This is a genomic window from Anabaena sp. WA102 (assembly GCF_001277295.1).
Classification (GTDB): domain Bacteria; phylum Cyanobacteriota; class Cyanobacteriia; order Cyanobacteriales; family Nostocaceae; genus Dolichospermum; species Dolichospermum heterosporum.
In genome coordinates, this window is sequence record NZ_CP011456.1 from 3,265,963 (window position 1) to 3,287,318 (window position 21,356).

The 21,356-nt window shown below is 37.5% G+C and carries 19 protein-coding genes; 5 read left to right on the plus strand and 14 right to left on the minus strand.

Going from position 1 to position 21,356, the window contains the following annotated elements; all coding sequences use genetic code 11:
- Nucleotides 1-162: 162 nt before the first annotated feature.
- From AA650_RS28710 to AA650_RS14140, 7 genes are all read right to left on the minus strand, one after another.
- Complete coding sequence (locus AA650_RS28710) at nucleotides 163-342, minus strand: hypothetical protein (RefSeq protein WP_234413183.1); 180 nt, start codon at nucleotides 340-342, stop codon at nucleotides 163-165.
- Entirely contained in the window at nucleotides 329-508 is a 180-nt protein-coding gene (locus AA650_RS27955) for a hypothetical protein (RefSeq protein ID WP_199924254.1), read from the minus strand. Before AA650_RS27955 ends, AA650_RS28710 begins: the two co-directional genes overlap by 14 nt.
- Nucleotides 495-674: a hypothetical protein gene (locus AA650_RS27960; RefSeq protein WP_053539489.1), complete on the minus strand. Its 180-nt coding sequence runs from the start codon at nucleotides 672-674 to the stop codon at nucleotides 495-497. The genes AA650_RS27955 and AA650_RS27960 overlap by 14 nt, the downstream gene beginning before the upstream one ends.
- 69 nt (nucleotides 675-743) lie before the next feature.
- Nucleotides 744-923, minus strand: coding sequence for a hypothetical protein (locus AA650_RS14120; RefSeq protein WP_053539491.1), 180 nt, complete (start codon nucleotides 921-923; stop codon nucleotides 744-746).
- A gap of 69 nt (nucleotides 924-992) precedes the next feature.
- Nucleotides 993-1,172, minus strand: a complete 180-nt coding sequence (locus tag AA650_RS27965; RefSeq protein WP_053539490.1) for a hypothetical protein — start codon at nucleotides 1,170-1,172, stop codon at nucleotides 993-995.
- Between the two features lie 123 nt (nucleotides 1,173-1,295).
- The gene (locus AA650_RS14135; RefSeq protein ID WP_053539494.1) at nucleotides 1,296-2,780 is read right to left on the minus strand and encodes a glycosyl hydrolase family 57; all 1,485 of its coding nucleotides are present in this window, start codon (nucleotides 2,778-2,780) and stop codon (nucleotides 1,296-1,298) included.
- 539 nt (nucleotides 2,781-3,319) lie between these two features.
- On the minus strand, nucleotides 3,320-4,039 hold the full coding sequence (locus AA650_RS14140; RefSeq protein WP_027401051.1) for a Crp/Fnr family transcriptional regulator: 720 nt from the start codon (nucleotides 4,037-4,039) through the stop codon (nucleotides 3,320-3,322).
- A gap of 373 nt (nucleotides 4,040-4,412) precedes the next feature.
- On the opposite strand from AA650_RS14140, the gene AA650_RS14145 reads away from it, so the two are divergent.
- Entirely contained in the window at nucleotides 4,413-5,225 is an 813-nt protein-coding gene (locus AA650_RS14145; RefSeq protein ID WP_071992741.1) for a DALR anticodon-binding domain-containing protein, read from the plus strand.
- Nucleotides 5,226-5,448: 223 nt separating this feature from the next.
- Here AA650_RS14145 and AA650_RS14150 read toward each other — a convergent pair whose 3' ends face one another.
- From AA650_RS14150 to AA650_RS14160, 3 genes are all read right to left on the minus strand, one after another.
- Nucleotides 5,449-6,291, minus strand: coding sequence for a Cof-type HAD-IIB family hydrolase (locus tag AA650_RS14150; RefSeq protein WP_053539496.1), 843 nt, complete (start codon nucleotides 6,289-6,291; stop codon nucleotides 5,449-5,451).
- Nucleotides 6,292-6,685: 394 nt separating this feature from the next.
- Complete coding sequence (locus AA650_RS14155; RefSeq protein WP_053539497.1) at nucleotides 6,686-7,192, minus strand: hypothetical protein; 507 nt, start codon at nucleotides 7,190-7,192, stop codon at nucleotides 6,686-6,688.
- Nucleotides 7,189-8,310, minus strand: a complete 1,122-nt coding sequence (locus AA650_RS14160) for an AAA family ATPase (RefSeq protein ID WP_053539498.1) — start codon at nucleotides 8,308-8,310, stop codon at nucleotides 7,189-7,191. The genes AA650_RS14155 and AA650_RS14160 overlap by 4 nt, the downstream gene beginning before the upstream one ends.
- A gap of 1,086 nt (nucleotides 8,311-9,396) precedes the next feature.
- Between AA650_RS14160 and polA the strand changes: the two genes are divergently transcribed.
- A complete protein-coding gene (gene polA, locus AA650_RS14165; protein WP_199924255.1) occupies nucleotides 9,397-12,300 on the plus strand; it encodes a DNA polymerase I in 2,904 nt (967 codons plus the stop codon).
- Between the two features lie 578 nt (nucleotides 12,301-12,878).
- Here polA and AA650_RS14170 read toward each other — a convergent pair.
- Together AA650_RS14170 and AA650_RS14175 are read right to left on the minus strand one after the other, a co-directional pair.
- Nucleotides 12,879-14,438, minus strand: a complete 1,560-nt coding sequence (locus tag AA650_RS14170) for a tetratricopeptide repeat protein (protein WP_039201332.1) — start codon at nucleotides 14,436-14,438, stop codon at nucleotides 12,879-12,881.
- A gap of 303 nt (nucleotides 14,439-14,741) precedes the next feature.
- Nucleotides 14,742-16,148 (minus strand): hypothetical protein, encoded by a 1,407-nt coding sequence (locus tag AA650_RS14175; protein ID WP_053539500.1) that lies wholly within the window; start codon nucleotides 16,146-16,148, stop codon nucleotides 14,742-14,744.
- 582 nt (nucleotides 16,149-16,730) lie between these two features.
- Here AA650_RS14175 and AA650_RS14180 point away from each other — a divergent pair.
- From AA650_RS14180 to AA650_RS14190, 3 genes are all read left to right on the plus strand, one after another.
- Nucleotides 16,731-17,168, plus strand: coding sequence for a DUF6918 family protein (locus tag AA650_RS14180; protein ID WP_053539501.1), 438 nt, complete (start codon nucleotides 16,731-16,733; stop codon nucleotides 17,166-17,168).
- A 163-nt stretch (nucleotides 17,169-17,331) separates the two neighbouring features.
- Nucleotides 17,332-17,943, plus strand: a complete 612-nt coding sequence (locus AA650_RS14185; protein WP_053539502.1) for a peroxiredoxin — start codon at nucleotides 17,332-17,334, stop codon at nucleotides 17,941-17,943.
- A 44-nt stretch (nucleotides 17,944-17,987) separates the two neighbouring features.
- Nucleotides 17,988-18,524: a peroxiredoxin family protein gene (locus AA650_RS14190; protein WP_053539503.1), complete on the plus strand. Its 537-nt coding sequence runs from the start codon at nucleotides 17,988-17,990 to the stop codon at nucleotides 18,522-18,524.
- Nucleotides 18,525-18,536: 12 nt separating this feature from the next.
- Here AA650_RS14190 and AA650_RS14195 read toward each other — a convergent pair whose 3' ends face one another.
- Both AA650_RS14195 and AA650_RS14200 read right to left on the minus strand, forming a co-directional pair.
- On the minus strand, nucleotides 18,537-20,456 hold the full coding sequence (locus AA650_RS14195) for a tetratricopeptide repeat-containing S1 family peptidase (RefSeq protein WP_234413184.1): 1,920 nt from the start codon (nucleotides 20,454-20,456) through the stop codon (nucleotides 18,537-18,539).
- A gap of 71 nt (nucleotides 20,457-20,527) precedes the next feature.
- On the minus strand, nucleotides 20,528-21,355 hold the full coding sequence (locus AA650_RS14200; RefSeq protein ID WP_053539504.1) for a S1 family peptidase: 828 nt from the start codon (nucleotides 21,353-21,355) through the stop codon (nucleotides 20,528-20,530).
- Between the last annotated feature and the right edge of the window lies 1 nt (nucleotide 21,356).

Consider the following 21,356-nt stretch of genomic DNA (forward strand, 5'->3'; position numbering starts at 1 on the left):
GATTATGATATTATCATTACCTGAATATCCTGGAAATCCTGATTCAGACAAATAAAAATCACCAACCCCCCACCAAACATCATCCAATAACATCCTGTAAATCCTGAATATCCTGGAAATCCTGATTCAGACAAATAAAAATCACCAACCCCCCACCAAACATCATCCAATAACATCCTGTAAATCCTGAATATCCTGGAAATCCTGATTCAAACAAATAAAAATCACCAACCCCCCACCAAACATCATCCAATAACATCCTGTAAATCCTGGATATCCTGGAAATCCTGATTCAAACAAATAAAAATCACCAACCCCCCACCAAACATCATCCAATAACATCCTGTAAATCCTGAATATCCTGGAAATCCTGATTCAAACAAATAAAAATCACCAACCCCCCACCAAACATCATCCAATAACATCCTGTAAATCCTGGATATCCTGGAAATCCTGATTCAGACAAATAAAAATCACCAACCCCCCACCAAACATCATCCAATAACATCCTGTAAATCCTGAATATCCTGGAAATCCTGATTCAGACAAATAAAAATCACCAACCCCCCACCAAACATCATCCAATAACATCCTGTAAATCCTGAATATCCTGGAAATCCTGATTCAAACAAATAAAAATCACCAACCCCCCACCAAACATCATCCAATAACATCCTGTAAATCCTGAATATCCTGGAAATCCTGATTCAAACAAATAAAAATCACCAACCCCCCACCAAACATCATCCAATAACATCCTGTAAATCCTGAATATCCTGGAAATCCTGATTCAGACAAATAAAAATCACCAACCCCCCACCAAACATCATCCAATAACATCCTGTAAATCCTGAATATCCTGGAAATCCTGATTCAGACAAATAAGAATCACCAACCCCCCACCAAACATCATCCAATAACATCCTGAATATCCTGAATATCCTGGAAATCCTGATTCAGACAAATAAAAATCACCAACCCCCCACCAAACATCATCCAATAACATCCTGTAAATCCTGAATATCCTGGAAATCCTGATTCAGACAAATAAAAATCACCAACCCCCCACCAAACATCATCCAATAACATCCTGTAAATCCTGAATATCCTGGAAATCCTGATTCAGACAAATAAAAATCACCAACCCCCCACCAAACATCATCCAATAACATCCTGTAAATCCTGAATATCCTGGAAATCCTGATTCAGACAAATAAAAATCACCAACCCCCCACCAAACATCATCCAAAAACATCCTGAATATCCCGATTCAAACAAATAAAAATCACCAACTCTTAAAGTAATTTCTCTCCCCGTCCGTAAATTTCCTGGGCGTAGTCCGTCCAAGTACCTTGCCCCCAATAACGAAAACAGCTAGTTTGTAATAAGAGATTATGTAATAGTAGTTGGCGGTAGTGACTGTCTTGAGTCAAATTTACACTGGATTGCTCTGATAATAAATCGTCGAATTTCTCATGAAATAAATTGCTCAATTTGTACATGGGAGATAAAACATTTTCGTATCCTTGCACCCAACTAATATGATTAGTCCATGATGCCCCATCAATATGAAAATTGGGGTGTTTTTTTTTCAGTTCTTGAATCACATTTTCTACAACATCTGGTTGATAATTATCTTCGGCAATTTGCGCCCAGATTTGATGTTGTCCACTTGCTTGACAAATAGGAAAGTCTTCGGGTTGACAACCTGCTGCTGCTAATAATTCTAAATATTCTGTACCGCAAACACCAACAACACCAGTTTTACCTCCCCCATTTTGCACCATATCCCCCCAAGCTCGTTGAAAACCGCCGGGAAATTCGTTCATCATTACACCACCATTTTCACCATCACCTATTTGACTAACTATGGGGGGTACAACAACATCACCTAATTTTTGTTTAGATAAAGTTTTGGCTTCATAATATGGCTGCATTTGGGCAACTAATTTAGTATCTGAACCTTGGGTTTTAATCAATGCAGTAATACTAATTTCTTCTCCGTAGGAATTGCGAGCTATTAACCGATGGGGTAAATGTTTAGAATTTAAAGGCTGACCATTAATTGTTTCTACAGTATGTTCTTGCACTAATAACCAACGATAACCACATTCTTTCAATGCTTTAATAAATGCAAATAAGGTATCTGGATGGTTTGGTAAGTGCATTTCTGGAGGGGAAAATCCTTTGACTCTTGCTAATGCTTCCCATCCGAAAATTGCCGCAAAATAATGTTGCCAAGCGATAATGTGTAGTTTAATATCTGCTATAGGTGTGGAAGGGATGACGGCATGACTCCACATAGTCCCCAACCATTCCACATAGGGTTGGTAGGTAGGATTGCAAGTGATGTGTTTGAGATTATCTAGAATATCACTTCTGCCCATTTGTACCAATCCCCATAAAAGATTACCAGAATAATCCAACATCACACGGGGATTACAACCTTGTGCAACTAATTCAGGAATAAAATCTCCCATGCGACTATAACAACTAGCAAAAGGGGCAGCATTGTGGTTATCTCCCTCTTGCTGATGTGTAAACATATATTGCAAATTGCTGATTAATGCACCATTATTCCCGGCTGGGATAGTGGGTTGGTGCATATGTAGAGCGATCGCAAATACTGCATTAATATCTGCTAATTTCAGATTAGTAATCGGTAAAAAAATAGGTTCATTGTGGTTAACTACAGTCAACACTTCCTTTTCCCAACCGCAGATATTTGGCAGATCATCAATAATTTCGGGTAATGTAGGTATATTTGGTAATTTAAACATTCATAATGCCTCAAACATAATGTATAACTAACAATCTTGCACCGAAATTGGCAATTTATGCGTAGTTATTCACTCCCCCCCTACGTCCTGATAGCGCAGGGTGGCGTTAGCCATACTTCTAGCCCTCACAGACAACTTTTTGGTGCAAACCCTACTTAAGCATTTTTAAGACGAAGAGAAAACTGATCTTAAAAGTTTGAAATATTCCCAGATAAATATTCATATTACACAGCCAAGATCAATAATTGGAACCAGGTGGGTGGCCCCAATTTGCCGATCTAGCGTTATCAGTGCCGCGTTCTTGATGAAGGCACTAGAGAACTTTTCGTCCCAGACGTATTGCATTTCATACCCGATTACCCAAAATCTGCTTGTGGTGGTCAAACAGATTGGTGAAGATGAGGAGCAGGCTGACAGAACTAATTACCCAACTTGGATTAGTTAGAATCCGCTAATACCTGTCATTGGTGTGTCCGAGAGTGGCAAGCTCTCAGTTAACATCTATCAATCTACTGCTCATTAGAGATTTGAACTACGTTCTAGCTGGCTCTATTGATAGATTCAGCGGGTAGGCAAATCAGATTATCTCCTTGGGTAAGGATTAAGCCACGTTGACGTAATTTACCCATTAAACGAGTGACAGTAACACGGGTTGAACCAATGGCGCTGCCAATTTGAGCATGGGTAAGGGGGAAGGGTAAGCAATAACCACGAATGACATCAGGATCGGTTTCGCTCATTGAAGGCTCTCCATATTCCTCAATCAGTAGGGTGAGGAATCCTAAGAGTCGGTCAATTGTACGACGTTGTCCTAAAGCGCTCAACCATAACAACTTGCGCTGGTGCTGATATCTAAAAGCATCCATAACTTCACGGCGGAAGTGAGGCCAGTTGTCTAGGTCATGCCAGTACATCCACAGCACTGCTGTTTGGTCAACGTGGGCGTAGGACTGGAGGGTGAATGGAGATTGAGCAACAATTTCAAAAGGTTGTCCTGCTCCCACAAAACCCAAGAAGGCTTCTTCGGGTGTTCTGTTAATGCGTCTAGATGTTAACTGACTAGCAGTAGCACTGACTTGGGCAGTTCCTACCATGCGGATAGCACCTCTTTGGACTAAATAGAGCAAACCAGGTCTAGCTGGAATGCGCTCGTCTTTACTGAAGGTGCGGCAGCGGTAGTGTTCTTGGGCCCAGTCAAGAATACGTTGCCAGGTTAAGAAAGGACGCGAAGCTTCGGAAAAGGAAGATGGAGATTGCATAGGTAACAAAGAGCTATTGGCTGAAAACAAAGACTTGATAAGAAAAGTGCAAGGAGTGTCTTTGTGTTAACGGGGTAGGCATAACGCCTAACAGCGCCAGCCCTCCAATGGGATAGAAAGCTAAATTGCTCTCTATTTTTTCTTATACTTCCTACTGTACAACAAGGGTAGTAAAGATTACCCATTTTTTATACATTATTTATCAAATTTCATCCTACTCTCATTTTTCCCGACATCAGTAAACTTCTATCTCAAGGTAGATGGAACAGGATAAAATGATGCACACCATAATTTTTTTACAAAAGGATACGTGTCGCATAGACTACTTTTTGGGCAAAATAAAGCAATTAAACAGTTAATAGCTGGGTATTTAATGTCTTCTCTCAGTATTTTTACTAATAAGGAGGAAATTACAAGCATAAAAGGGATAAAAGTTCCTCTCTACCAAGGAGGATATAATCAAAAAATTTTATATATCTCTGGTGTGGCTATGAGAATATCAAAATCTCAGAATTTAACAGTTATGGACGGTGCTGGAGCTATCGCCACGCTTGCCGAAAGTATTGCCGGACATTTATCCCAAAACAGTGATAGTTTATTTAGGGTGAAAGTAGTTCCCCCCGGTGAGATTCATATAGAACTCATGGACTCTACTTTAGCTGCTTGGTTACAAAATTTAATAGTTGCCAAAAAAACTGGAGATTTGGTGAATAATTTTTTAGATGACCAATTACCAACTTCATTAAGTTCATTAAAGGTTTTTGCAATTCAATATGCTCATTCCCGCTGCTGTTCTTTGCTGCGCTTAGGACAGAATGAAGGATTGATTGAACTTGATAGGACAGATTTTAATGGTTTTATGGCTGTCAACTCTATACCTTTGCTAAATTGTGAGCAGAAACTTCTTCTTGATCACTTGGATGAGAGGTTTCTAATTTATCAATTAGTTAAGGTGGTAGATGATTTGGTTTGTGCTGATAGTAGTTCTATTGACTGGGAAAAGGCAGGTGGGAATTTAAGTCAAGCTTTTGAGCGGTTTTGGTGTAATTGTCGGATTTGGGGGGAAGTGAAAATTCATGATCCAGAATTAGCTCAAGCTCGCTTGGGATTGCTGATAGCAACTCAGTTGGTTTTAAGGTGTGTGTTAGAGGACAAGTTGGGAATTGTTGCACCTGTGGAACTTTAAGCGGTTATCGCCAGGATGCAATGCAATCGAGGGCGCAGGCCCTGCGCCCCTACAGGTTTTGCGATTTATTGATATTCACACCAACTTTACAAAATCTTTGAGAAATTATCTTGACAAAATAAATATCTCCGCATAAAATCGCAGGTGTGTGAGGAGCGAAATTAGGAAGGACACCGAGACGAAACACGGCCAGTCGTCGGTGTCTTTTCTTATGTGTAGATTTTTAATTAAGTAAGAATTTTTCCATTGCTATGGCTGCACCATCTAATTCTACACTAGGTGCTACCCAGTGAGCGATCGCTTGCACTTCGGCTGGTGCGTCACCCATGGCGACACTAATGCCAGCATAACTGAGCATTTCTACATCATTGAAATTATCACCAATAGTCATGACATGATGACTTTCTAAACCTAGTATTTCTTCTGCTAGATAGCGGACAGCATTGCCTTTATTAACATGAGTATTAGCTGCTTCCAAGAAAGTAGCCACAGATGTTGTCATATATAATTCTGTGGGTTGATATCTGCGGCGTAAATTAGCCAAAAGTTGTTGAATTAAGTTTGCGTCATCACATAAGGCTAAAATTTTAGTGGGTGCATGATCTAATAATTGACGTAAATCACCGACGGGAATGGCGTTTACACCACAGCGTTGTTGATAATTTTCCGTTTCTTTGGTAATTTCTCGGACATAAAGTTGGTCGTTGATGTAAAAATGCACGGAGAGGAGCGATCGCAAATCTGGCTGTTCAAAGTATTCTAGTAGTTGTAAGGCAATTTCTCTAGACACAGATAAATGACGGTGAATTTCCTGAGTATTTGGATCTTGAATCCAAGCGCCTTGATAAGCTACTAAAGGCAGTGTAGATCCAATTTCCTGATGAAACCGCAAAGCCGAGCAATACATTCTTCCTGTTGCTATAGCAACTTTAATTCCCTTTGTTTGTACAGCAGCAATCACTTCCTTGACAATATGACTGAGAGTATTGGAATGTCCAGCAATTGTCCCGTCTATATCTAAAACCAACAGTTTAATATCACTCACTTCAGCAGGTGCTTTGTGCATAAATTCCCCAAAAATTGAAGTTCCAGTAAAAAATTAACAGTAGAGACTTAAGTAGGTTGGCGTTGAAAATTATCGTTATAGCAAGGCAAGAGGCAAGAGTAAAGAAGTTTTCAGCGATTTTACGTTTCTTTACACAGTTTGGTTTTATTGTGTTCACCTACTTAGTTGCGTAAACTTGATTATAAGGGAAATGATGATAATTACAAGAATTACAGCAAAACCAACCTGATTAATTTGTTTTAGGATTTTATTTTTCACTCTAAGTAGGTGAACAGAAAAATTTAAAGGTATGTGAAGAAAAGTAAAATCACTCAAAACTCTCTTCCTGTTCCCTGTTCCCAGTTAAGAGTTCCCTGTTCCCTTGCCCCAACGACAATTTTTAACGCCCACCTACTTACTTTAGAAACAGAAATGGTTTAACAGATAAAATCATCCGTTCTAACTCAGGTTTATTGTGTATTAGAAGATCATGTCCCCATAATCCATTTCTGTTTTCAGCGCATTCTTTAGCAAGTTCTTCTCCGATATTCTGAAGACTTTTAATATGGTTAAAATTTTTAAGCACATCTTCTTTCAAATCTCTTGGTTCAGTTTTTACCCCCAGAATAAATACTCTATCTCTTAGATCCTCTGGAATATAATCTTTTGCATAACTAAATCTATCTTCTTGAGCATCGAAATCAATCAGCAATAACATATTTCTTTGTGGAAATTGTCGCATACTACTAATATGATTATTTTTAAATTCCTCTAGAACTTTTTTCCAACCACCAGCTATTCTCAAAGTTTGAATAACACCAAAATTTACACTTAAATCTTCTTTAAATCCATTAGCAATCTGACGATTATGATCATCTTCCGGTAAAATAATAAGGTGTGGATTATACTTGTCTACACTCATAATTCTATGTCTCCACAAATTAAAGCATTGATCAGATCACCACTACTGGGTATCTCACTAAGCAATCTAATTAAAGTTGGTTCTAAGTGACTTTTTCGATCTAGGAAAAAGGTATTTTCATCAGAGAATTCTCTAATTGCTTCAGGATTATGAGAAGTTACTAAAATTTGTCCACTATTTTTAAATGAACGTTGTAGAGATTTGGTAAAATGACCTACTTCTGATAGAGAAAGATAATTATCAGGTTCATCCCAAAAACAGAAAATTGGTCCATAGAATTTATTGGCAGCTAAGACCACAGCACAAAGAAAAAAGCATTTTTCACCATCTGATAAATCTTGAAAATCAACATTCAAAGTCGCATTATTTTTTTCGAATCTAATAATTAGGGTTTTCAAGTCTTTACCAATAATTTCAGTGACAAAATCTTGAAAATCCGGCATAATATTTCGGAGATATTTGTCAATTTCTCTATAGGCAGCAGGATAACGACCAAGTATCCCAGAAAGCCATTCTCCAACATTTGAACCATCTCGCTTTGGTTCTAAAGTTTCACCAGGGGAATTTCCTGTCATTGAACTGGGAATTGGTGCTAAAATAATCATCTCAGAAAGCCAATTCTTGAAAACATGAAGACTATCATTACCAATTATTGGCATTGCCACTAAATGCCAATCTACTAAAAACTGAGCTTCCTTATTTTGTGCGTTATCGTTATTATGAATAGTTACTTGGGCGGCTTTTCGAGAATAAATTAAATTTCCTGCAACTAGAAGTTGTTCTTCAAAAACTCGCAGTTCTTTAAATTTTTCTGGCAACTCTAATGCTAAGACATATTTATATAATTTATTTTTAAGTAATACTTCTATTTCTAATCGAATAGGAACGTCAGACTTGCCATGAGCGAAATCTTTGGGGCCAATAAGGCGAGGCTCTTTCTCAAGATCCCGCAATCTATTTGTACCTCTAGCAATAGATTGAAGTACCTCCAATGCCTTAGCAATAGTTGATTTACCTACACCATTTTTGCCAATCAAAAGAGCAGATGGCATCTCTTTCATGGTCAGTTCAAAGTTTTCTAAACATCTGAAGTTATTTACGTATAGTCTTTGTAGCATAATAAAATTATTCCTAGAACTGGAAACAGAAAAGCAACCCAAGCGTTGCTGTATTTTATCAACACCTGATTAATGGTAAGGAAGTTATCACAAAATTTAACAGTATAAGTAAAAATTATGTAAAGATGGTAATACTTTTAATATTCATAACTTATGATAATTCACCTTTAGATTTTCTTAAGAATTAATTGAGAATAATTTTTATTTAGCAACGAGCTTGCAATACTTTCAGCAATTTGGTAGGATTATCAAGAATTTCATAATTGGTTTTTTACTGTCAATTTTTTATAAGTCTGAGAAGGTTATCTTCAAAAGCCCTTATTTATGGTTATTTGAGAAATAAATTCTGAAAAATAATACAAAACTTTACTAATTAATAGCAAGTTCTGAGACGAATTTTTAGACAGGAATTATCTCAGAAATTATGTAGAACAAATATACTATTGACAAATAGGACGTTTCATGGATTAAAGGATGATTTTCGGTTGTATAAGTAATGAGACAGAATTAATTACACAATGTCATTGCGTTAGCGCAGCGTGGCGTTAGCGCAGCGTGGCGTTAGCCATATGGAACGAAGTGAAATTAAGCAATCACAACCCTTGCGATTGCTTCCCTTCGCTCGCAATGACTGTAAATATTTTTGTCCAATTACTTAGAGACTTCCAAGAAATAAATTATCCTAAGAAACGAACCACAGAGGCACAGAGTACACAGAGAGAGAATTTCTGCATCAGTTTTGGGACATTTTTTTATTTGGAAGTCTCTTATTAGTTCGTCAAATTTATTTTGATGGGTAATGATCGGAAAAAACGGCGTTGCTGATTAAGGGTATGAATTTTAGTCTCACGCAAAGGCGCAATCACGCTTCGTGATCTCGAAGAGTAGACGCACTGAGGTTTGATTTTTAAAGGTTCAATTTGGAAATTTCATACCTCGATTCAGCAACGCCAAAAAACTTCTGTTCTTCCCTCCTCCCCCTGCTTGCCTTCACCCGTCATTTTCGGGTTGATAGACTACTATGTTGCATATTAAATCTGGAGAAAAAAAATTAGAATGTAATAAGTTTCTAATTTGGTTAAGCAGTTGACTTTTAATTCTTCCGTTATCAACAAACCCATATTCATCCTTGTAGATGGACATTCTCTAGCTTTTCGTTCCTACTTTGCTTTTGCTAAAGGTAGAGACGGAGGACTTCGCACAAAAGCTGGTATCCCCACCAGTGTTTGTTTCGGTTTTATTAAATGTTTACTAGAGGTAATAGCCACACAACAGCCGCAAGCTATAGCTGTAGCTTTTGATTTGGCTTTACCTACTTTCCGTCATGAAGCTGATGATACTTACAAGGCTGGACGTGCGGAAACTCCAGAAGACTTTATTCCCGACTTAGAAAACCTCTATGAGTTATTACAAAGCTTGAATTTACCCATACTCACTGCACCTGGTTATGAAGCAGATGATGTACTAGGAACATTGGCACAAAAAGCCGCTACCTCTGGATATCGAGTTAAAATACTTTCGGGGGATAGGGATTTATTTCAACTAATTGATGCTGATAAAGAAATTACTGTTTTAAACTTCACTCCGGAAGCATTAAAACGTTCTACAAATAGTATTGCTGAATTTAGAGCCGAAGAAGTAAAAGAGAAATTAGGCGTATTACCTACACAAATTGTTGATTTTAAAGCCTTATGTGGTGACAAATCAGATAATATTCCCGGAGTTAAAGGAATTGGGGAAAAAACAGCAGTTCAATTATTAAATACTTATAATTCTTTGGAAGAAATTTATGCAGCTATAGATGATATTAAAGGTGCAACTCAGAAAAAACTAATTACTGGTAAAGAAGACGCAGAAAAATCTCGTTACTTAGCTAAGATAGTTTGTGATGTTCCCTTAGAAGTTGATTTAGAAGATTGTCAATTAACGGGTTTTGATAATAACTTGCTGATTCCGATTTTAGAGAAATTAGAGTTTAAAAGATTTTTAGAGACAATTAATGAAATACAACAAAAATTTGGCGGAGAAGTTGTAGAAAATAAGGTAGCGGAAATCACAGCAGAAACAGATGATGATTTATGGTTTTTTAGTGCAGATGATACAGCACAAGAAATAAAACAAAATGCTTCACCAATTCAACCACGCATTATTAATACAGAAGCTAAATTAACAGAATTGGTAAAACTTTTAAGAAAATTCACAAATCCAGAAAACCCCGTTGCTTGGGATACAGAAACTACTGCTTTAGAACCACGAGATGCGGATTTGGTGGGAATTGGTTGCTGTTGGGGAACGGAATCAGATGAACTTGCTTATATTCCCATTGGTCATAAAATCGGCGATAATTTAAGTCGAGATTTAGTATTAGAAGCACTGCGTCCGATTTTGGAAAGTGCTGATTATCCCAAGGCTTTACAAAATGCTAAATTTGATCGCTTAATTCTGCGGTGTCAAGGAATTAATTTAGCTGGAGTGGTTTTTGATACGATGTTAGCCAGTTATTTGATTAATCCCGATAGTAGTCATAATTTAAGTGATTTATCTTTGCGATATTTGGGATTGAGTGCGAAAAGCTATGGAGATTTAGTTCCTAAAGGAAAGACTATCGCTGATATTAGTATTGCTGCGGTTGCTGATTATTGCGGAATGGATGTTTATTCTACATTTGCATTAGTCTCGAAATTACGGGAAAAGTTAGTAGAAACTCCAACTTTATATAAACTATTAAATGAAGTTGAACAACCATTAGAGGAAGTTTTAGCGGAAGTTGAATATACAGGAGTTCGGATTAATTCAGATTATCTGCAAGAACTTTCACAGCAATTAGAAATAGAATTAGCCAAGTTAGAAATAATAGCTACTGAAATTGCTGGAGAAAAATTTAACTTAGGTTCTCCTAAACAATTGAGTCATATTCTTTTCGATAAATTAGGCTTGAGTACCAAATATTCTCGCAAAATTCAAACTGGTTATTCTACAGACGCAGCAACTTTAGAAAAACTCCAAGGAGTTGATAATACTGGATTTGTGGAAGCCATTATTGAAAATCGGACTTTGTCAAAATTAAAATCTACCTATGTAGATGCTTTACCAGCTTTGGTACATCCCAAAAGTCAAAGATTACATACTGATTTTAACCAAACTGCAACTTCTACAGGTAGGTTATCTTCTTCTCATCCCAATTTACAAAATATCCCGATTCGCACTGCTTTTAGCCGCCAAATTAGAAAAGCTTTTTTACCGGAATCAGGTTGGTTTATGGTAGCTGCTGATTACTCACAAATTGAGTTAAGGATTTTGGCGCATTTGAGTCAAGAACCTGTGTTAATTCAAGCTTATCAGCAAAATGAAGATATTCATACTGTGACGGCAAAATTAGTCTTTGAGAAAGAAGATATTTCTTCAGATGAACGGCGTTTTGCGAAGACGATTAATTTCGGAGTAATTTATGGGATGGGAGCGCAAAAATTCGCTAGAGAAACGGGGATAAATCCGATAGATGCGAAGTTATTTATTGAGCGATTTAATGAAAGATATGCCAATGTTTTTGCATATTTGGAGAAGGTGAAAAAAGAAGCGATCGCCTATGGTTATGTGGAAACTATTTTGGGTAGACGACGTTATTTTGAGTTTACTAGTAATAGTTTACGGCAGTTAAAAGGTAGTAAGTTGGAAGATATTAATTTACAGAAATTAAAGAATTTAGGTCAATATGATGCTGGGTTACTCCGTTCTGCTGCTAATGCACCAATTCAAGGTTCTAGTGCAGATATTATCAAAATAGCAATGGTGCAATTGCATGAAGTTCTGAAGAAATATCAAGCGCGGTTGTTGTTGCAAGTTCATGATGAATTAGTGTTTGAAGTTCCTCCCCAAGAATGGGAAGAATTACAACCACAAATTAAGTCGGTGATGGAAAATGCTGTTTCTTTATCTGTGCCTTTAGTTGTTGATATTCATGCAGGGGATAATTGGATGGAAACTAAGTAAGTAGGTTAGAATTGCGGATCATAAGCATTACGAGGGGAAAAGGGTCTGAATCACGGATTAGACGGATTGCGCTGATTTCACAGATTTTAGTAACTTTTATCATAGCAAACAACCTAATCCGCCCAATCTTTTAATCTCTATAATCTCCCATAGCGTCTCCCACAAAGGAGGAATAAGGGAACACCAAAAAATAAATTACCCAAACTCTTTCCCCCTGCCTTCCCCCAACGACAATTTTTAACGCTCACCTACTTACACCGTAGCAAAGCATCCGAGGGTTGGGGGAATCTCGATTAATTCTGATACTTTTCAAACATCCTCTAATCTCTAAGTAGGTTAGCATACCTTAAACTTATATCGAACCTGGTTACATTTTTTGTAACGGCAAAAATTATGTGTTGGGTTTCCTTCCAACTATAATTATTTTATGATAGTTCTTCCTCATCTATTTTATGATAACAAATTTAAAATCAATTGTCAACCCCCGCATCTTCTTTTTTGCGCGACTCAATTAAGAGATTGAGTGATATTTTTGTAAATATCGAGAGGTTGAGATCCCCGACTTCATGAAATTGGGATTAAAAATTTAAAATATCTAAAGATGCTTCTATTTCTAATTCTATTATTCTAGCTTTTATATCTTGATATTCTGCTAATTTTCCTTCTTGCCAATATAAATCTGCGGCTTTATGAAAATCTGCTACTGCTCCTTGTTTGTCTGCAATTTCTAATAGGGCGTTTCCTCGGTTATAATAAGCATTGATATAGTGAGAGTTCATTTTCACTACTTGAGTATAATCGGTGATTGCTGCTGCATATTTTCCTAAATCGAAATGAGCATTACCCCGACAATAATAAGTATCAATATCATCAGGATTAATTTGAATGGCTTGGGTATAGTCAGCAATTGCTCCTTCATAATCTCCTAATTCAAACCGATCATATCCACGATTTTTATACCCAATAGCATCATCAAAATCAATATTAATTACTGGCTGTGATTTCTGTTGATCATCTAATAGGTAACGAGATATTTGTCTATCTTTCTGTGTGGTAATATAATCAGGATTCAGCTTAATTGCTTGATTATAATCTTCAATTGCTCCTTGAGTATCACCAATATGAGAGCGAACATCAGCACGATTTTTATAATTAATCGCAATATGGGGATTAATTATAATCGCTTGGGTATAAGCCTCTATAGCTATTTGATAATTCCCTATTTGATAATGTGTCAAACCTATTTGATGATATGCTTGCAGATGATTAATATTAATATTTATTGCCTGACTATAGTTAGTAATTGCTGTGTGATACTCGCCTAATTGATAATTAACCAAGCCTAGTTTATAATAAATGTCAGCATCACTATTATTAAACTGTAAGGCTTGATTATAACTATTAATTGCTGCTGCATACTCGCCTTTTTGGAAATATTCATCACCAAGATCTAAATAAAAAATAGTTAAATCAACAGGTGTAGATTGGGGTTTAATTATTTGACTTTGAGATAAATTAGATGGATAAGAATTTGCTGAAATTGGAAATTGTTCTAAATAGGAAAATAGACCACCACCATACAATAATTGATTAATCCCAAAGGAAATTTTCCCAGTTTTCAATTTAATCATTTGCGTGGGTAGAAATCCAGCTAAAAAAAGATGATATGCAGATTGTGCTTCATTGACTTCTTCTTGAATCAAAATACAGACAATTACTGCATTTTTTTCCACTTCTTCGGCACTAACTGACCATCTCACTCTATCAATACTACCGTGACGAGATTTGACTTCAACGCCAATGGCAGAATTAGCAGTGAGTGTAAAATCACTTTTACCATCACCACCAAAGCGTTTTTCATAATCTACTTCCGTAATAAAATTAGCTAATCTTTCCTTAACAACTTCCTCGCCTAATTTACCTTTAAGATTATTAATAAAAACATCACGGACTGGAGAAGTGCGTTTATATTTTTCCGCCATTAACCAGCAAAATTCCCGTAATGCCTTTAATCTCTCACCAGAAATAATAGTTAATTCACTATGTTGACCTTCTATTTGACAATGAAGTAGACAACCAGATGTTAACCTTTTTAGGAAGTCAGATTGTAGCGATCGCAGGAGAGTAATCCAATCCATGTACAATATTTCTGTGGTCTTTTTATGCAAGGGTTTAACACTGCCAAACCCTTACAAATCTATATAAATCCGGTTCAAACATATCTAGTAGTTCGTCAAATTTATTTTGACGGGTAATGATCGGAAAAAACCTCTGTTCTTCCCTCCCCTACCCCCCAACCTCCCCTACCCCCCCAACCTCCCCTACCCCCCCAACCTCCCCTACCCCTGCTTGCCCTCACCCGTCATTTTCGGGTTGACAGACTACTAGGGTGTGTAAAGCATAGAACGACAGGGTAACGCACCAAATTTTTGATCATGGTGCTAAGGATTTTTTCTTTTTTCCTTGATTTGGCGTAGGGTTTGAATAAGTTTTTTACTAGATTCAGTAGAGACAGCGGGAGCATCACTGTTGGGTGTTGCTGACGTGATAGAACCAAGATTATTTACCGGTGGAGTCTCAGGGGGTAATTTTTGAGAGTTGGGAGTTACTGAAGGTTTGATTTGAGGTTCAGGTAATTTTTGAGAGTTGGGAGTTACTGAAGGTTTGATTTGAGGTTCAAATACCTTTTCTGTATTTGAAGTAGCGGGAGGTTGAATCTTAGAACTTACGCCTGTAGCATTGGGATTATTTTGGAACTTCAGTTGGAAAGGATAAGAACTAATTAACTGCTTATCAGCTTGAGGTGGATTGGCGATGAAAAATTCTCTAACCTTAGATTGTAGCTGCGGTGATTCTGCTCCTGCTTGGAACTTAATATCTAAGACCTTACCATCTGCATCTACAACTAATCTACCCACAACTGTTCCTTCCATCTCAGGTGTATCTGTAGAGATGGTTTCACGAATTACCCCTTTCTCTTTTACATTGGGGTATTCTTGACGAATATTTTGTCTAAGAGTATTGTAAGAATTCAGTTTAGCCAGTAATTGTTCCGTTCGTTTACCTTTTGATGCAGATTCATTTGTGATGATTGCTGGTGATTTTCCCTGAGAATTATCTGTTAAAGCTAATTTTTCCCCATATTGAGGGACTTTAATGGCATTATTTCCTGATTCCACTGTTTGTGGTGCTGAAATACCCGCTGTTGTTGTAGTGCCAATATCAATGGCTTCAGCAGATGGATTATTTAGTGGTTCTCCTGGTATTTCATTACTTTGTCGCAGTTCTGGCAACTTATTAATACCTAGAGGTGCAGTTTCTCGTATTTGCTGATCTAAATTATTGACAAAAGGAGAGGTCGAAGCGGTTGGGGGAGTATATGTACTTCTGGCTGGCAATCTAGACATTGCTATTTGTAAATCATTGCGAGTCAATCTTTCAATAGATTGCCTACTGGGTAGATAAGACAGGTTCAAGTTGGTTGGCGAACTCGGAATAGCTGGTAATACCGACTGACTAGATAATTCCGGTTGTAAAGGGGGATAGCTAGTTAATGGACTACTCAAATTAATACCTGGTAGTTGTTGCTGTAGGGGTAATTGGGGTTGCTGTAAAGCTACCTGGGATGTACTAGGAGGTTGTGGTAATCGGCTTTGATCAGCCGCGCTCAATTCTATTAATCCGACTGCTTTGGGTGAGTCAGTTTTAGAAGAGTGATTAGAGTTAACTGGCATTAATGGCACAATCAAGGCAATAGCACCGTGGATACCAAGGGAGGCTATGGCAGCTATTCCCGTTGGTTGTCCGAATATTTCTGGTATGTTTTTTAGGAGAGATACGTAAGACATACTGTTATGGTTGATTCTGATCAGTGAAAGTTGAATAGAAATTTTATCAACAAAGAATTCAGGGGTTATCCCAATCGTGAAGTTAATATCCCACAGTATCATCTACTGAGAGACGGGGGAATAATGATACTCAAGGTAAAATTGATTAACTCCTGAAATCGGTGTCTTCTGAACTATTTTTTATTTTTTAGACTATTTTGCCATTGCCAAGACGCATCTTATTCCCATATATAATAACTTCTCCAGGGGATAAGTTCAACAGGGGAATTAATAATAAGTAGGTTGGCGTTGAAAATTGTCGTTATGGCAAGGCAAAAGGCAAGAGGCAAGAGGCAAGAGTGAAGAGGCAAGAGTGAAGAGGGTTTGGGCGATTTTACGTTTCTTTACACAGTTTGGTTTTATTGTGTTCACCTACTTATCTTCAGTTTTTATGTTTGGGAACTGGGAACAGGGAAATTAATTGGTAATATCAAGTCTGGAAAATTGAGTCTTCCCTGTTCCCTGACTCTAGGAATGAATTTAATTTTATCCAACTACTTATAGAATAATAAGTCAAGCAATTTGATACGTAGGAGTATTAAAATGGGACTGAGTGAAGAAATAATGAATTCTAGTCATAAGGACTTAATTGTCCAAGACTGCTGCACCATGATAGACGTACAACTAGCATCTAAGTCAGGCATGAGTGGCATAGCCCTAAAAGCCGCCTTTGCTGCACTGAAGGGAATTCAACCGGGTTATATCCCCAATGTTATTGAGTCCCTCCTCCCAGTTTGCTTAACTGCAATTGATCCCATCTGGAGTGAAGGAGTGCAACATGGTGAACCAGTAAAATATCTCACAGCAAATAGTGGTCGCACTGCAAATGCGCTATTGAGCGTAACCGATGCCAGGGTTAAAAATACGAAACGCCAACTTGTGCGAGGAACTTACGAAAAATTCCGTAATTCCGCAGAAAAGCACGTACAAGAAGCAGTACCAGATTTAGCTCAAGTGATTGGTAAGTATGCGAATAATTAGGATTTGCACCAAAAATAGAAGTTAGTCTTTCGGTCTTTAGATGCGCTTCCACGTAGGCTACGGGAGCGCATATCCCTAAAAGCCAACTTGCAGATATCCTGCTTCGTGATATAATTTATTATTGATGATATTGAGTTAAAAAGTCCCTAATTCAGCCGAAAATATGACACTTACCTATAGAACAGAGGGATGTCTCCGTATTGGTCAACAAGCTCCCGACTTTACAGCAACAAGCGTAGTAGATCAAGAGTTTAAGTCAATTAAATTGTCTGATTATCGTGGTAGATATGTTCTTCTGTTGTTCTATCCCTTAGATTTTACCTTTGTTTGTCCAACTGAAGTAACAGCATTTAGCGATCGCTACCCAGAATTTAGCCAACTAAATACAGAGATATTGGGTATTTCCGTTGATAGTGAATTTTCCCACCTCGCTTGGATTCAAACAGATCGTAAATCTGGTGGAGTCGGTGATATAAATTATCCCCTAGTTTCCGACATCAAAAAAGAAATTAGTGCCGCTTACAACGTTCTTGACCCAAACGCTGGTATTGCTTTGCGGGGTTTATTCATCGTAGACAAAGATGGTATTCTGCAACACTCCACTATTAATAACTTAGCTTTTGGTCGCAACGTAGATGAATCCCTGCGAACATTACAAGCAATTCAGCACGTTCAGTCCCATATTGATGAAGTTTGTCCTGTTAACTGGCAACCTGGAGACAAAACCATGAATCCTGATCCGGTGAAGTCTAAAATTTACTTTGCTGATATTTAGAGAATGGGAAATTTGGTAATTAAACTTCTAATTTTGAATTTTTTATGCTGACTTCAACTGATTTTACTGGCTTATTTAATGAGCGATTTTTCCATAATTTTCTACCCATACCAGCGCTAGATAATTTTAGATTGGGTGTAGGCACACCAGATTTTAAACTATCAGATATTACCAATAATGCTGTAGTTAAGCTATCTGATTTTCGCGGTAAACAACCTGTAATAATTGCCTTTACCAGAATATTTACCGAAAAGCAATATTGTCCATTTTGTTATCCCCATATTCAAGCTTTAAATGAGAACTATGAACAGTTTAAAAATCGGGGAATTGAAATTTTATTAATTACCAGCACCGACAAAAAGCAAAGTCAAATAATAGTTCAAGACTTGGGCCTAAAAATGCCATTATTAAGTGATTCCAGTTGCCATACATTTCGTACTTATAAAACTGGACAAGCATTGGGAGCGCCTTTACCAGCACAATTTGTATTAGATAAAGATGGCAAACTGCTCTACAGGCATTTATTTTCCTTTTTAGATCATAATGCCAGTATAGAGACACTTCTGGAAAAATATAATTGAATAGGACGCAGTTTAATTAAAAGCTCCTAACCTACCTGTACCCCGATTGTATTGATAACTTTCCCGAATTAAACTAGGATGAGGACTAACACAATATTGTTTACCATCAATCATAATTGTGACTAATTTTCCCCCAGAATCACAGGAAACATTAGTTAATTCCCAGCTTTTAATTAACTCTACATTAGCATCAGTGGCAATCTGGGAAGTTGGCTTTGGATTTTCCTGTACTTTAGTCAAAGATTCTAACTTACCTGTACCCCGATTGTATTGATAACTTTTCTGAATTAAACTAGGATGAGGACTAACACAATATTGTTTACCATCAATCATAATTGTGACTAACTTTTCCCCAGAATCACAGGAAACATTAGTTAATTCCCAGCTTTTAATTAACTCTACATTAGCATCAGTGGAAGAGTTAGAAGTTAGTTTTGGCTTTGCTTCTGCTTGAGAATTAGAAGTTGGTTTTGGATTTTCCTCTGCTTCAGGCGCAGGTTTTTTAACATAACGCCTATTAAATATTTCTGCGGATTTTTGATAATCTGCAAGTGCATTTTGATAATTACTAGTTAAAGTGTAGGCTATGGCGCGGTTAATGTAAGCATTAAAATCATCAGGATCAATAATAATAGCTAGAGTTGACACTTTTATGGCTGCTGGATAATCTTTTAAGTTGTTAAACACATCTGCTTGAATTGTGTACCCATAACTATTGTGAGGATCAAGACGAATAGCTTGTTTGGAAGATTCCAACGCCGCTTGATACTTTCCTAATTTAATATAAGCCATAGCCTGATGGGCATAGGCGGCAGCATAGTTAGGGTTGAGACGAATTGCCCGGTTAAAATCCTCAAGGGCTGCTTGATCATTTTGTAAGAATATCTGACTCCAGCCCCGGTTGAGGTAGCCATCTAAGTAGTTAGGATCAAGAACAACAACTTGGTTAAAATCTGTAAGAGCTTCTTGATGTTTGCTGACCCATGTGTATGAATATCCCCTTTTAAAGAATGCTTCTATATATTTAGGGTCAAGCTTAATTGCTTGAGTAAAATCTGCCGCTGCGTCCTGATAATTATATTGATCTAGTTTAGTAATACCTCTGGCATAAAAGTCTCTTGCTGACTGAGGATTGTTTAAACGGGTAGCAGGACTTTCACTAGTAGAACTATTATCCTTCTTGATGGGGGTGTTTTTAATAATTGGCTCACTTGTAGCTAAAAAAGTATTAATAGGAATCCCCGCATTAAATCCTGTTTTCTGTGTTACCACTGCTCCCGTTTCTGTTTTATTCTTACCTGAAGTATCAGCTAACCCGTGAATGGCCACAACTCTACCAGCAATATCAAACACAGGACCGCCACTATTACCAGTTATGGTTCTAGCATCGTAAATCAAACCATAGCCATTAATGGCATTACTGGCACGAGAAACAACTATTCCCGTAGTGAAAGCAAAGTCTCTGGCAGCTCCAACCTTATCAAATACGGCTGGAAACCCACCAACAAAGACATCTGCACCCTCTACCATTTGATCAGAGTTTCCTAAAGTCGCAATAGGATAATCTTCTGGAGCCACAAAAGTAGCTATAGCTAAATCTGCGTCATTTCTAGTTTGCTGTAATACTTTAATATCTTTGACAGGATAATCTTTACCCGTGTTTGTGCGTATAGAATAAGTAGTATCTGTAGCGCAAGTAATTTTTCCTGCCCGGCCTAAATCATCACACACCACATGATTAGCTGTGAGTACAGTGTAAGTGTTACCTTGTTTAGAAATAATGACTCCTGAACCGCCGGGAGTAAGATCACCCCCTGCATTAATTTGGACTGAGGTGCTTTTAGCAATTTGAGCAATCTTTTGGGTACTAACAGTATCAGCAGCAGATGTTGGTAGAGAAATTACAATAGTTGCGATTACTGTCGTAGTCAAGATGGTATAATTTACCCTGGTAAAATATAAATTCATATTCTGATTCTGAGTCTTCTTGTAAATTCTAGTAACTATGTTTTATCTTCCTTGACAATTTCTTGTTCTTCGAGAAAAGCAAGAACATTGTCAATAGGAATAGCCCAACTGAGAGATTCCATTTGCAAATAATCTTCTTCTTTTGGTATAGTCCCATCGGTAAAAGTAAAAGCCTCAATACCTTGAAAAGGATACTTTAACAGCCCATTAATACCAATTAGTTCACCTTGCTGATTTAAGGCAGGTCCCCCACTCATCCCTTGAAAGATATCATTAGTGTTGCCTAATTGATAACCTCCAGGGAGAGTTTTAGTAATCTGCATTTTAATAGTTCCAGGTTTGACTTGAAAGGCTTTAACTCCCCAATTTCGGGTTTCTTCCATTTTAGTGATCTTCTTGCCTTTGAAGACAAAATGCCAAGCTGGAAAACCAGAGGCGTATACTGTTTCTCCCTCAGAAATAGCTTTTGACTTTGGCAATTTTACTACTTGATAATCCTGTGTACTAGTAAATTTTACCAGGGCTAAGTCCAATTTTTTCGTATTCATGCCATTGACTTGTTGCCCCTGGTAAATCTTACCATCAGCAGTCAAAATGCCATAACCATCTTCAGGACTATCAGCAACTACATGATTATTTGTCAATACTGTATAAGTTTGCCCTTCACGTTTAATGACCACCCCTGAGCCAGAACCAGATTGAGTTAAAATCCTCACAGTTACCTGATTGGCAATTTTGGCTGCGGTAACATCAGGCTCGGATGTAGCACCTAAAACTACTGGGGTGGAATGGGCATACAACTGAATCACACAAACCGTCGTAATAAATATTAAAAACAACCTGCGAGCTATGGGAGAAAACATG

What these genes read in the sequence shown, in the direction of transcription:
- AA650_RS14145 (WP_071992741.1), top strand. Translation starts at nt 4,413, where the DNA reads ATGTCTTCTCTCAGTATTTTTACTAATAAGGAGGAAATTACAAGCATA.
- AA650_RS14160 (WP_053539498.1), bottom strand. Translation starts at nt 8,310, where the DNA reads ATGCTACAAAGACTATACGTAAATAACTTCAGATGTTTAGAAAACTTT.
- AA650_RS14190 (WP_053539503.1), top strand. Translation starts at nt 17,988, where the DNA reads ATGCTGACTTCAACTGATTTTACTGGCTTATTTAATGAGCGATTTTTC.
- AA650_RS27965 (WP_053539490.1), bottom strand. Translation starts at nt 1,172, where the DNA reads ATGTTATTGGATGATGTTTGGTGGGGGGTTGGTGATTTTTATTTGTCT.
- AA650_RS27960 (WP_053539489.1), bottom strand. Translation starts at nt 674, where the DNA reads ATGTTATTGGATGATGTTTGGTGGGGGGTTGGTGATTTTTATTTGTTT.
- AA650_RS28710 (WP_234413183.1), bottom strand. Translation starts at nt 342, where the DNA reads ATGTTATTGGATGATGTTTGGTGGGGGGTTGGTGATTTTTATTTGTTT.
- AA650_RS14170 (WP_039201332.1), bottom strand. Translation starts at nt 14,438, where the DNA reads ATGGATTGGATTACTCTCCTGCGATCGCTACAATCTGACTTCCTAAAA.
- AA650_RS14180 (WP_053539501.1), top strand. Translation starts at nt 16,731, where the DNA reads ATGGGACTGAGTGAAGAAATAATGAATTCTAGTCATAAGGACTTAATT.
- AA650_RS14135 (WP_053539494.1), bottom strand. Translation starts at nt 2,780, where the DNA reads ATGTTTAAATTACCAAATATACCTACATTACCCGAAATTATTGATGAT.
- AA650_RS27955 (WP_199924254.1), bottom strand. Translation starts at nt 508, where the DNA reads ATGTTATTGGATGATGTTTGGTGGGGGGTTGGTGATTTTTATTTGTCT.
- AA650_RS14140 (WP_027401051.1), bottom strand. Translation starts at nt 4,039, where the DNA reads ATGCAATCTCCATCTTCCTTTTCCGAAGCTTCGCGTCCTTTCTTAACC.
- AA650_RS14120 (WP_053539491.1), bottom strand. Translation starts at nt 923, where the DNA reads ATGTTATTGGATGATGTTTGGTGGGGGGTTGGTGATTCTTATTTGTCT.
- AA650_RS14185 (WP_053539502.1), top strand. Translation starts at nt 17,332, where the DNA reads ATGACACTTACCTATAGAACAGAGGGATGTCTCCGTATTGGTCAACAA.
- AA650_RS14150 (WP_053539496.1), bottom strand. Translation starts at nt 6,291, where the DNA reads ATGCACAAAGCACCTGCTGAAGTGAGTGATATTAAACTGTTGGTTTTA.
- AA650_RS14155 (WP_053539497.1), bottom strand. Translation starts at nt 7,192, where the DNA reads ATGAGTGTAGACAAGTATAATCCACACCTTATTATTTTACCGGAAGAT.
- AA650_RS14200 (WP_053539504.1), bottom strand. Translation starts at nt 21,355, where the DNA reads ATGTTTTCTCCCATAGCTCGCAGGTTGTTTTTAATATTTATTACGACG.
- AA650_RS14175 (WP_053539500.1), bottom strand. Translation starts at nt 16,148, where the DNA reads ATGTCTTACGTATCTCTCCTAAAAAACATACCAGAAATATTCGGACAA.